The organism is Mycobacterium sp. IDUB_37, assembly GCF_055419245.1.
Genome location: NZ_JBVAXG010000004.1, coordinates 554,924 through 566,093, shown reverse-complemented (window position 1 = coordinate 566,093; position 11,170 = coordinate 554,924). Strand labels below are relative to the sequence as shown.

General features: G+C 62.2%; 11 protein-coding genes. 5 read left to right on the top strand and 6 right to left on the bottom strand.

The annotated features are described in order from the left end of the window. Positions 1 to 29 precede the first annotated feature (29 nt). A complete protein-coding gene (locus tag ACZY1I_RS16920) occupies positions 30 to 770 on the top strand; it encodes an ankyrin repeat domain-containing protein (RefSeq protein ID WP_463755581.1) in 741 nt (246 codons plus the stop codon). 98 nt (positions 771 to 868) lie between these two features. Here ACZY1I_RS16920 and ACZY1I_RS16915 read toward each other — a convergent pair whose 3' ends face one another. The 4 genes from ACZY1I_RS16915 to ACZY1I_RS16900 form a co-directional block, all read right to left on the bottom strand. Continuing rightward, positions 869 to 1,204, bottom strand: a complete 336-nt coding sequence (locus tag ACZY1I_RS16915) for a hypothetical protein (RefSeq protein WP_463755580.1) — start codon at positions 1,202 to 1,204, stop codon at positions 869 to 871. 1,028 nt (positions 1,205 to 2,232) lie between these two features. Then, positions 2,233 to 2,685 carry a VOC family protein gene (locus ACZY1I_RS16910; RefSeq protein ID WP_463755579.1) on the bottom strand — a complete coding sequence of 151 codons (453 nt, stop codon included), beginning with the start codon at positions 2,683 to 2,685 and terminating at the stop codon, positions 2,233 to 2,235. Further along, complete coding sequence (locus tag ACZY1I_RS16905) at positions 2,682 to 3,773, bottom strand: M24 family metallopeptidase (protein WP_463755578.1); 1,092 nt, start codon at positions 3,771 to 3,773, stop codon at positions 2,682 to 2,684. Before ACZY1I_RS16905 ends, ACZY1I_RS16910 begins: the two co-directional genes overlap by 4 nt. Positions 3,774 to 3,835: 62 nt before the next feature. After that, complete coding sequence (locus tag ACZY1I_RS16900) at positions 3,836 to 5,011, bottom strand: M24 family metallopeptidase (protein ID WP_463755577.1); 1,176 nt, start codon at positions 5,009 to 5,011, stop codon at positions 3,836 to 3,838. Between the two features lie 120 nt (positions 5,012 to 5,131). Here ACZY1I_RS16900 and ACZY1I_RS16895 point away from each other — a divergent pair, with 120 nt between their 5' ends. Both ACZY1I_RS16895 and ACZY1I_RS16890 read left to right on the top strand, forming a co-directional pair. Continuing rightward, positions 5,132 to 6,379: a cytochrome P450 gene (locus ACZY1I_RS16895; RefSeq protein ID WP_463755576.1), complete on the top strand. Its 1,248-nt coding sequence runs from the start codon at positions 5,132 to 5,134 to the stop codon at positions 6,377 to 6,379. A gap of 32 nt (positions 6,380 to 6,411) precedes the next feature. Continuing rightward, positions 6,412 to 7,785 carry an FAD-binding oxidoreductase gene (locus tag ACZY1I_RS16890; RefSeq protein WP_463755575.1) on the top strand — a complete coding sequence of 458 codons (1,374 nt, stop codon included), beginning with the start codon at positions 6,412 to 6,414 and terminating at the stop codon, positions 7,783 to 7,785. Between the two features lies 1 nt (position 7,786). On the opposite strand, the gene ACZY1I_RS16885 is transcribed toward ACZY1I_RS16890, so the two are convergent. Further along, positions 7,787 to 8,389, bottom strand: coding sequence for a TetR/AcrR family transcriptional regulator (locus ACZY1I_RS16885; protein ID WP_463755574.1), 603 nt, complete (start codon positions 8,387 to 8,389; stop codon positions 7,787 to 7,789). 61 nt (positions 8,390 to 8,450) lie between these two features. On the opposite strand from ACZY1I_RS16885, the gene ACZY1I_RS16880 reads away from it, so the two are divergent. Then, positions 8,451 to 8,885, top strand: a complete 435-nt coding sequence (locus tag ACZY1I_RS16880) for a DUF1707 SHOCT-like domain-containing protein (RefSeq protein WP_463755573.1) — start codon at positions 8,451 to 8,453, stop codon at positions 8,883 to 8,885. Positions 8,886 to 8,894: 9 nt separating this feature from the next. Continuing rightward, on the top strand, positions 8,895 to 9,668 hold the full coding sequence (locus tag ACZY1I_RS16875) for an SDR family NAD(P)-dependent oxidoreductase (protein WP_463755572.1): 774 nt from the start codon (positions 8,895 to 8,897) through the stop codon (positions 9,666 to 9,668). Here ACZY1I_RS16875 and ACZY1I_RS16870 read toward each other — a convergent pair. Next, the gene (locus tag ACZY1I_RS16870; protein ID WP_463755571.1) at positions 9,665 to 11,080 is read right to left on the bottom strand and encodes a serine/threonine-protein kinase; all 1,416 of its coding nucleotides are present in this window, start codon (positions 11,078 to 11,080) and stop codon (positions 9,665 to 9,667) included. The genes ACZY1I_RS16875 and ACZY1I_RS16870 overlap by 4 nt on opposite strands. Positions 11,081 to 11,170 lie beyond the last annotated feature (90 nt).

The following is an 11,170-nucleotide window of genomic DNA, read 5'->3' as shown; positions in this document are numbered from 1 at the left end:
ATTTCGTCATTCAGAGAAGGGAGAATCTTATGGCTGAGAACGATGATGCAGCTTCGGGCGAACCCTTCGTGTGGCGCGGCATAGTTGACCCCGAGTTGTTGTACGACGACACCGTTTCAGACAGCCATGAACTCTCCAACGCGGCCCAAAACGGTGACTGGTCAACCGTGTTCGACATGCTCGACGATCCAGAATGCGATGTCGACATCAACTGGTGGAGACCGGGCGGGAAGTCCTGGTTCACCGTCCTGCACCAGGCAGCATGGCACGGAGCACTCAACGAAGTCGCGGCCGAACTCATCCAGCGCGGCGCCCTCAAATCGCTCACTGACGCTCGGGGACGCACCGCCCACGATGTCCGCAACGATCGAGACCTCAGGGCATCCCGACCTAAAGATGTTGTTGCACAACAACGTAAGTCGCTAGTTCTGCGGACCCGCTATTTGAAGCCGGAACCTTCGCCGTTGTCACCGAGCGCTATTCGCGCGCTCAACTGGCACCTCGCGGACGTCATAGACAGCCGCATCGGCACTCTCTACGCGGGGCGCGATCCAAGGAGTGCCTTGCGGTACCCGCCCGTCGGAATCCTGCATGAGGTAACCGATCAACGCCTTTGGTTCCCGGTACCGGGCATGCATGGGGGTTTCGATATCACCTTGGTGAAGGACTTTCTCGAGGTGAAGAGTTGGTGCCGAGTCCTTGGCGGTTCGGGCCAGGCACATGTGATCACCGCTAAAGGCGCCATCCTTGTGGACAGTGGATTCGTGTAACTACCTAGAACGCAGAATGATTCGACGTCGGGTCGGAGAAGCGACGAGGATCGAAGGGGACTCTTTGCCGGGTTACGGGTGTCTCATTTGGCAAGATGTCATGGCAGCAGGCCGGCCACAACGCGGCACAGTTGCTCAACCTCAGCGGTCGATGGCTGCATCTCATATGCGTGCAGGTGGCAAGCATTGCTCAGCCGATTCCATGCCGTCGCAGCACCATTGGCTGCTTCCGCTTTATCGAGTGCACGCAGTATTAATAACTTGCTGCGCGTCGTGGCCCATGGTGCCGGGGCAGACACGTTGATGCACCGTTGGTCAATGATCTCTTCCAGTGCTCGTCGCGCCAGGAATGCCGCCATACGCGACGAAAGGCCAGTAATACTGCGCGTCATCAGAATCTGCTGAGCCTGACCTAGGAGTTCGACTGCGCTCATCTCAGTGCCAGCACGGCTTCGACGGTCCGCTCAAGTTGGCGCGCTTCGCCTATCGATACCCCGGTCGCTTCCCCGTGCACAGCGTTGCATACGCGTAGCGTCGCGCGGCGCTCCGGTTTAGCGTCGAGCCATCCTTTTAGATCGGCGGAAGCGTCGCCATAAACCGCCAACGCCAACCGCGCTACCGTCTTCTTCGCCGACGTCCAGGATTTCTCAAATTCTGCGCGAGCTCGACCTGCCAGGGATTGCTTGGTGAAATATGCCTGCCTGGCAGCCGATTCCACGGCCATGCGAAATAGACCCGGGAGGACTCGCGCCCTGATTTGGGTCTCCTGCTCGAGTGGCTTGTTGCGTTAATGGGGCTCCGCGCGCTCTGCAGTCACGTCACCGCAGACCGTCGAAACGTCGATCGGTCGATACCGTCTCAAAGGTCAGCAGAGATGCTGTCGCGAACAGAAGCATCAGCCAGTATGTGTGCAACCAGGGTAAAAAAGCAGTGCGCCATCAAGGGCATTTTTCCGTGTCGATTCGGACAACGCCGAACGAGACACTGGAGCTAGTTGTAAAGGTCGCCCCCGGCGGTGGCGTTGACGTGCACACCAACCAATTCCTGTCCAGAACCTGGGCACGGCCCTTGCCAGTCAGGTCAGTTGAGCCTGAATACCAAACCAAGCCGCTTGTGACCGACTGAATGGCGTCCTGCGCGGCTTGCAAATTCTTTCCGACCAAATTCGGCATGGTCCAGGACGATGGATCCGCGGACGCGGCCGGAGGTACCGTCACCAGCATGCCAACCAGTGCAGAAGTGAACGTGAAGGGCAGCAAGGCGTACCGAAATTTCATGTGAACGCACCTCTCGTTGGTTTCCGAGTGGCGCTCAATTTAGACTCTCAGCGAGGTAAACCAAGGCTATTTTCTTATCTCATAGCATACGCAAAAAATCCAAATGCCCGAGCTATCCTTTAGCACACGCTTGATCCAAAGAATTGAACGTAAGCCATCGTCGTGGCATTCGATAGGAACCAGGATTATGGCCGAGGGGGCAACACCCCCAACCACCCATCCCCCAACAACTCCAACAACTGCCCATCGGGATCCCGAATCATCGCCATCTGATCCGTCGCGGTCCCCTCGACCACCACTCCCCCAAGTTCCTCCACCCGCGCCAACGCTCCCGGCAGATCAGACACCGAGAACGAAATATGCGTCAGCCCAACCTGATCCATCGTCCGCTCCGACCCAACATGCACTGAACGCTGAGAGTAGTCAATCAGCTCAAGCACGAAATTGTCCCGCACCAGATACGTCGCACGCGTGCCAAGCGGCGGAGTCAGGCCGACAAGCTGAGCTGTCCGGTCGTCTGGGGGCTCGATCTCCCACCAAAACTGAAACCCAAGCAGACCCTCGTAGAACCGACGCGACCGGTCGCGATCACGAACGCACAGCCCAACGTGGTTGAAAACCGTTCGGTGCTCACTCATTTCAACCTCCCGTACCGAGTCAAGACCGAAGCTCCCCCGCTCTCGATCACCACGGTGGCCCGCTCCAAGCAGCCTCCGATGCGATCCTCGGCCACCCAGGACTGGACGCTCAGCACCATCCCCTCCTCGAGCACCGCGTCACGCCCGCGGCCCAACCCAATGACCGGAGGCTCCGCACCCAGCCCAAGCCCATGCGCCAGCGGAACCGGCGAGGATGACAATCCGCTGTCATACCAAGCCCGATACAAATCAGAACCAACACCACCCGGCCTGCAAGCAGCCAGCAGCCCATCCATTCCGCTAGCACACCGCGAGGCGAGATCCGAAGCAGCCGCCGACAATTCAGACACACCGGCCACAAAGGTTCGCGCCAACCCAGCCTCGTACCCCGCGTACAAAGCACCGGGCGACAAGACCACCAACTCCCCCTCGCCCACCGCACGATCCGAGGCCAACTGCCGGTACTCCCCAGAACCCGTTGCAAAGCAAACACTCTCGGACGGCGCCACCGGAGCTCCGAGCGAAGCCACGTGCGAGTAATAAACCCCGAGCAACTCGCGCTCCGTCACCCCCGGCTGCAAAGCCGACTCCATAGCAGCCAACGCCGACTCCGAAATAGCCGCAGCCACTTCAAGACACGTGATCTCCTCGGCCAGCTTGATCCGCCGCGCGGCATCCATCACCGGCGCCGCGTCAACCACCTCCGCTTTGACAAGGAACCCAAAGGCAAGGGACAAAGCCGGCGTCATGCCGTCCGTCCCGACCAGCTTCGCTTGACCCAGACCCGGTATCGCGGCCACCGACGTCATCAACTTCATCGGATTCCAGCTCAGCGGATACAAATCCTCCCGCGCGATTTCGGGCGGAACCCCCTCGTCCCACGTCGACAACATGTGCACCCGCCCGGTCGAACGCACCACCACGGCGACGGGCGCAAACGGCAACACCCCGGCCCGACCCAGCACCCGCGCACCGGTCACGTAGTGCACATTGCCGGTACCACCGAGGATCAGCGCATCGAGACCGTGAGTCTCCATGCCGGCCAACACTTTTTCGCGTCGTCGATAGCGCAGCTGGCCAAAATCCACACGGGCAGAGTCTTCCAAAGCAGCAAGACCTACTCGCAAACCACTGTCTCGCGCCGCCGGGCTCACAGGTCAACTCCATACGGCTCGTAGGTGGTTCCACTCAGCTGCACATAACCCGCATCGGTCACGGCCACAATGTCTTCCGATCGGTATCCGGCAAAGCCGTCTTCCCAGATCACCGGCTCGAACACCAACACCGCCCCGGGTTTCATCACCTGCTTGGAATCAAAATCCTCACCGAGGTCGGTGCCGATCAACGGCATCTCGGCGCTGTCGGTGCCCAAGCCGTGGGCCAGATAGAAGTGCTCGATCCACGGCCGCTCGCCGCCATTCGCCGCGATAGCAGCCTTGCACAATTCCAAACCCGTCACCCCCGGCCGCAGCACATCCAGAGACGCATCCACCACAGCACGCCATCGCCGAAACTGTCTGAACTGCCGTTCATTTGGCTCATGCCCCACAACCCACGTTCGGCCGTAGTCGGACGCGTACCCCTCCCAAGCAATCCCCGCATCTACCCAAACAACGTCGCCATAGCGAAGAAGTCGATCAGTCGTCACAGTGGGATACGCCAGACCACCGTGCGATGTCCACGGCCCATCGCAAATCCGAGGCGCCATCACCTGCCAGATCGGGTCAATGCTGACAGATCCGCCGAGTTCAACAACGCGCCGCAGGAACACCGCACTGAGGTCGGTCTGCCGCACCCCGGGACGCAACGCTGCCAACGCATCGACCATGGCCAACTCATTCAACCGTTGGGCCTCCCGAATGCAGGCGACTTCGTCAACGGTCTTGAGCAGCTTTGCCTCCCCGACAACCCCGGATGCATTCCCCCATCGGTAACCGGTGACGCCACGCAGTAGCGGGTGCGAAAAGTGGTCAATCCCGATAAACGCGTCGGGCTTGAAATGCGACGCCAACGCCGAAGCGAACTCGAAAATCCCGTCGTCCAGATCCGGGAACAGCGGCCCATGCAGTTGAACTTCCGGAGGCACCCCGTCAGCAACGGACGTGTAGATGTGCGGTGCGGACTCCCCCGTCACCACCACGGCGACCGCCCGAAACAGCGCGGCCCGGTCGCCATCCATGGCTGGCATCGACACACCCGTCGCGTATGCCACGGCGCTGGAACTCAGCAGCACCAGCCCGTCCATGCCCAGCCGAGATAGCTCCGCTTGCAATCGCGCGAACCGTTCGCGACGCATTCGGGCGAGGTCCGGCAGATCCGGGATCACCTGTCCACCGATTGTCGATTCAGCGATCGCCCTACCTCCGCCCCATCCACGTGCGTAACATTGCAAAGATAGCCCAATGAGCCACCAAAGTGATACACCATTGTGTTGGAAGGCTTTTCGATGGTCACACGCCCGGACGCAATCGTCGACTTCGACCACCACTCAGACGATTTCAACCTCGACGAGCTCGCCAAGAACGCCGAGCTGAGAAGCAAATGCCCGGTGGCATGGAACACGAAGTACGGAGGATTCTGGTTCCTCACCAGCTACGCCGCCGTCAGCCGAACGGCCCGAGACGGCGAGACCTTCGCGCACAAGTACGAACCGAACGCCGACGACGGCATCGACTATCAAGGCGAAATGGGCGTGCCCCGGCCAGAAGGGCAACCCGCCCTGGGCATCAGTGAAGTCGACGGCCCGTACCACCTCGCATTACGACACGGCTTGGCCCCGTTCTTCTCCCCCGGCGCGGTGCAGAAACTCAAGCCGTTCATGGAAGAACTGGCGCACGAGTTCCTGGACAAGCACGTCGCCGACGGACACATGGACCTCGTGCTCGACTTCGCCAGCCCGGTTCCGGCCATCCTCACCATGAAGCTGATGGGCCTGCCGATGGACAACTGGCACCTCTACGCCAAGCTGTTCCACTCCGTGATGGCCATGCCGCAAAGCAGCCCGGAATACACCGAAGCCATCTCCGCGGTCCCCGAGATGATGCAGGGCGTCCTCGAATTCGCCGCCACCCGACGCGCCGACGCTAAAGACGACCTGACCAGCTTCCTGCTGCAATTCGAATTCGACGGTCAGCGCCTCACCGACGAACAACTGCTCAACATTCTGTGGAACCTCATCGGTGGCGGCGTCGACACCACCACTTCGCAGACCGCGCTCACCCTGCTACACCTCGGCAAGCACCCACAGCTCCGGCAACAACTCATCGAACAACCGGAGCTCTACCGCACCGCCACCGACGAATTCCTGCGCTACTTCTCGGTCAACCAGCAACTCAGCCGCACGGTCACCCGAGACATCGAAATCAACGGCCAACAACTAAAGCGCAACGACAAGGTCGTCATCAGCTGGCTGGCTGCCAATCACGACGAGCACGAATTCGAAAACGCCGGCGAGATACGACTGGATCGGAATCCCAACCGGCACGTCGCATTCGGCCTCGGACCACATCGCTGCATCGGCTCGCACCTCGCGCGGCTGATGGCCGAGGTCATGGTCAAGGCCGTTCTCGATCGCATCCCCGATTACCGCGTAGACGAAGACGGCGTCCAGCAATACTTGGGCAACCCCGCGATGACCGGGCTCGCCACGCTGCCGATCACCTTCACGCCCCAGGCGCCTGCGAACGTAGAGTGAGTCGCGCACAACGGCGGGAACGGGAGGCCTCGGTGAGCGACACAGCACAGCGGTTTGCGGAGATCGTCGGCAATGAAAATCTGCTGGCCGGCGACGCCATCCCCGAGGACTATTCGCACGACGAAGTGCTGGGCCAGGCGCCGCAGCAGCCGGCTTACCTCGCGAAGCCGCACACCGCCGAACAGGTCGCGGAATTGCTCAAGACCGCGTCCGAGGATGGGGTGCCAGTAACAGCCCGCGGGTCCGGGTCCGGCTTGTCGGGTGCAGCGCGCCCCGTCGAAGGCGGGCTGGTGATCTCGTTCGAGCGGATGAATCAGGTCCTCGAGGTCGATACGGCCAACCAGGTTGCCGTCGTCCAGCCGGGGGTGACGCTGACCGAACTGGAGGCCGCGACCGAGGGCACGGGCCTGCGCTACATGGTGTATCCGGGCGAGCTGTCTGCCAGTGTTGGCGGCAACGTCGGCACCAACGCTGGCGGGATGCGCGCGGTCAAGTACGGGGTCGCTCGCCACAACATCCTCGGACTTCAGGCAGCGCTGCCTACCGGCGAGCTCATCCGCACCGGCGGCAAAATCGCCAAGGTTTCAACGGCTTACGACCTCACCCAGCTCATCATCGGCTCCGAAGGCACCCTCGCGTTGGCCACCGAGGTGACCGTGAAACTGCACCCGCAACTCGACCACAGCGCCACCGTGCTCGCCCCCTTCGCCGACTTCGACGCGGTCATGACGGCGGTGCCCGAGGTTCTCGCCAGCGGCCTGGCGCCCTACATTCTCGAGTACATCGACAACCTGACGATGGCCGGTCTCGTGCACATCCAGAACCTTGAACTCGGCGTTCCGGATAAGATCCGCGACACCTGCCAGGCGTATCTTGTTGTGGCGCTTGAAAACCGGACCGCAGAACGACTGGACGAAGACGTCGAGCGCTGCGGCGAGCTACTGGCCGAATTGGGTGCCGTCGACGCGTACGTCTTAGAAGGGGCAGCGGCACGCAAGCTGATCGAGGGGCGCGAGAAGGCGTTCTGGACGGCGAAGGCCATCGGTTCGGACGACATCATCGACACCGTGGTTCCCCGGTCGGCCATGCCTAAATTCCTCTCCACGGCAAAGGATTTGGCGGCCGCCGCAGGCGGCGGGGCGGCCGGCTGCGGGCACGCCGGCGACGGCAACGTACACCTGGCCATCCGACTTCCGGATGCGGACAAACGCAAGCAACTGATGATCGACATCTTCGCGCTCGCAATGGAATTGGGCGGCGCAATCTCCGGCGAACACGGCCTTGGCCGCGCGAAGACTCCGTACTACCTGAAGCTTGAAGACCCGGCCAAGGTGGCGCTGATGCGCCGCATCAAGGAAAGCTTCGATCCGGCCGACATTCTCAACCCCGGCGTAGTGTTCGGCTGACCTACCCCTTGAGCAACCCGGTCACCACCCGCGCGATGATCGCCTCGGGATCTTGCTCGATGCCGACAGCGCGCAGCTCACCGCCAATCGCCAGCGACGCGACGCCGTGCACCAGCGACCACAACGGACCGGCCACATCGCGCGCGTCCTGGTCGGCGAGCAGGCTGGCCTCCTGACACTCACTGATAGCACCCAATAGGTCTCCGAACGCCTGCTCGGCCGCCACCGCCAGTGTCGGATGGTCCGCCTTGTCGAGGTCGGCGCCGAACATGACGCGGTAGTGATCGGGGTGCGCGATCACCCAACGCACGTAAAAGCGACCAAGCTCGATCACCCGGTCCCCCGGCGGCAACCCTTCGTCTGAGGACACCCCCAGAGCGTCGTGTAAATCCAGAAACCCCTGTTCAGCGACCGCCGCCAATAGTGACGCCTTATCGGCGAAGTGCCTGTATGGCGCCGCAGCGCTGACGCCCGCCCGGCGTGCCGCCTCGGTCAGCGTGAAACCCTTCGGGCCCTTCTCGGACACCAACGACAACGCGGCGTCGGTGAGCGCGCGCTTCAGATCACCGTGGTGATAGCTCTCACGCTTGGCTTGACCGGACATGTTGACGACATTAACATTCTGGTCTATGTTAATGCTATTCACATTGGTGAAAGGAGCCGAAATGACCACCGCAACCCTGACCCCCAGTACGCCCGAACGCGTCGGAGACCGCGACCGGAACAAGACAGCTACCCAACTGGGTCAAGCATTCGAGCAGGGCTACCTGCAGATCGACGAGTACGAGAACCGAGTGCAACAAGTGTTCCGTACCAATACAATTCGCGAGCTGCACGACCTACTACGCGATCTGCCGCTCGACCGGATCCGTCGCGCCGACCCCCGCCGCAAAGCCGCCAAGATCGCGGCGGCCCGGCGTGGCGTGAACATCCACTTCATGGCCTACCTCGCGATGGCGACGATCGTCGTCATCGTCTGGGCAGCTGTCGCCGCCACGACGAGCGCTTCGTACTTCTGGCCGATCTGGCCGCTGCTGGGTGGCGCCATCGGCTTGTTCAGTCACGCCTTCTCCGTGCCCAGTTTCCGCCGTAACGTCTAGGGAGTAGCTATGTCAACGCAACAATGGGCCTTAATCACCGGCGCCAGTTCTGGATTGGGCGCAATCTTCGCCGACCAGCTAGCAGAGCGGGGCTTGTCACTCCTGCTCGCCGGACGAGACGAAGCCCGGCTCGACGCTGTGGCGCAACGAGTTTCCGAAAAGACAACAGTTGAAATTGTCGTCGGAGATCTCGCCACCGCTGCCGGTGTTGACGAACTGATAGACCGCCTCCAAGCAAGAGACGTCGAAATCCTAGTCAATAATGCCGGATTCGGCACCTACGGAAAGTTCGACGAGATTGACGCCGGCCGCGAGCACCAACTGGTCGCCGTCAACGTCGACGCACTAGTACGCCTCACCCATGCGGTACTGCCAGGAATGCTCAAACGGGGCAAAGGTGGCATCTTGAATGTGGCCTCCACCATCGCATTTCAACCCGGGACGTACCAGGCCAGCTATGGCGCATCCAAGGCATTCGTGCTGTCGTTGAGCCAAGCATTGTGGGCCGAAACTCGAGGCACGGGTGTCACCGTCACGGCTTTGTGCCCCGGACCCACCCACACCGGTTTCGTCGATGCGCTCGGCGAGGACGTCTCACACACGGCGATCTATCGCAACCTCGCCGCACCCGAACCCGTTGTCGCCCAAGGGCTGCAGGCGCTTGATAAGGGCCGGGCCGTGGTGGTTACGGGCTGGCGCAACAAGGTGGCAGCCACGAGCGGACGTCTGTCCCCCGGCTGGATGTCGGCGCTCATTGCCGGACGAATGCTGCAGCCGGCCTAACCACCAGTCGCGTACTGCAGAACCGGTTCCGCCGAGTCCACATGCCCATTGCTGAGAATGGTGAGCTGCTGCGGACGCACCTGGTAGCGCACGCCGTTGGACGGGTTCGTCACGTCGAACCCGTCCGCGGTGCGCACCGCATTGCCGAGTTCGATATTGGCGCCGTCGCGAATACGCTCGCCGCGGTAGTAGAAATTTCCACTACTCGTTTGGCAGATCACCGCCAGCGACTTGGCGGTCCGTACTACCGCGGCCGGTGGGTTGCCCGCGTCGCAGCGGGCCGGGTGCCCGATGAAGCCCAACCCGTCAGCCCCATCTACCGGACGTGACAATGACGGCGTCTTCGACGTACTCGACACCGCAGGCGGCGCGGAAGAGGCAGCGTCGTGCGACGAATGGCCCTTCAATGCCACGATCCCGGCCATCAAGCCCGCGGCGACCAACATCACCGCCGCAACGCCACCGACCAGAACAGGCAGACGGCCCAATCGGCGTGCCCGCACCCGAGGCGCAGGCGAGGGTGGATAAGGGCTGTACCCGGTGTCGTCCACATTCTCGAAGCTCATCGAGAACGCGCGAGTGCTCGCCGGCTGGCTCGGTGCAGCGGGTACAGCGGGTGCAGCGGGAGCAGGAGAAGGCGCCAACCCGGACTTCGCCGCCGTGAAAACCTCCCGCGCCAACTCCCCCGCAGACGAGTACCGCGCGCCAGGTTGCTTGGCCATGCCGGTGGCGATGATCGCGTCGAACGTCCGATCGATGCCGCGGCGCATAATGCTGGGCCGGGGCGGCACCGAAAACAGATGCGCGTCCGCCGTTTCCGCACCCTCGAACGGCGGCTGGCCGGTCAGGCACTCGTACAGCACACACGCCAACGAGTACACATCAGCTTGCGGCCCAACGCGGCCACCGCCGAGCACCTCGGGCGCCCGATACGTGGGAGACCCCGCGGAAGCGAGGCCGAGGTCGGCCAAATAGGCGAAGTTGTCCGGCGCGATCAGTACGTTCTCTGGCTTTACGTCCCGATGCACCAGCCCCGCTGCGTGGGCGGCATCCAGTGCGGACGCAACCTGACCGATGATGGACGCCGCTTGCGCCGGATCCAGCGCCCCTTGCTGACGCACCATCTCCTTGAGCGTGCCGATGTCGAGCAACGGCATGTCGATGAAGAGCACGCCTTGGATCTGGCCGAAATCGTGGATCGGGACGACGTGCGGTTCCTGCAGGCGCGCCGCCAGCCGGCACTCATGCCGAAAGCGCTGTTGAAAGGCCGCATCGGCGGCGAACTCCGCCCGCAGCAGCTTGAGCGCGACCACGCGGCCTTTTTCCGTGTCGTAGGCCCGATGTACATCGCCCATTCCGCCACTGCCGATCAACGACCGAAGTTCGTAGTGGCCGAACCGCTTGGACGACATCGAACCTCCTTTCGGTGCATGCCTCACGGCCATGTATTCCCGCAGTTGCGTTCAACATCGCAGGGTTGACTCCATGGTCACCTACGCCCA

Coding starts and splice junctions, on each gene's coding strand:
- ACZY1I_RS16920 (WP_463755581.1), top strand. CDS start 30: ATGGCTGAGAACGATGATGCAGCTTCGGGCGAACCCTTCGTGTGGCGC.
- ACZY1I_RS16915 (WP_463755580.1), bottom strand. CDS start 1,204: ATGAGCGCAGTCGAACTCCTAGGTCAGGCTCAGCAGATTCTGATGACG.
- ACZY1I_RS16910 (WP_463755579.1), bottom strand. CDS start 2,685: ATGAGTGAGCACCGAACGGTTTTCAACCACGTTGGGCTGTGCGTTCGT.
- ACZY1I_RS16895 (WP_463755576.1), top strand. CDS start 5,132: ATGGTCACACGCCCGGACGCAATCGTCGACTTCGACCACCACTCAGAC.
- ACZY1I_RS16885 (WP_463755574.1), bottom strand. CDS start 8,389: ATGTCCGGTCAAGCCAAGCGTGAGAGCTATCACCACGGTGATCTGAAG.
- ACZY1I_RS16880 (WP_463755573.1), top strand. CDS start 8,451: ATGACCACCGCAACCCTGACCCCCAGTACGCCCGAACGCGTCGGAGAC.
- ACZY1I_RS16875 (WP_463755572.1), top strand. CDS start 8,895: ATGTCAACGCAACAATGGGCCTTAATCACCGGCGCCAGTTCTGGATTG.
- ACZY1I_RS16870 (WP_463755571.1), bottom strand. CDS start 11,080: ATGTCGTCCAAGCGGTTCGGCCACTACGAACTTCGGTCGTTGATCGGC.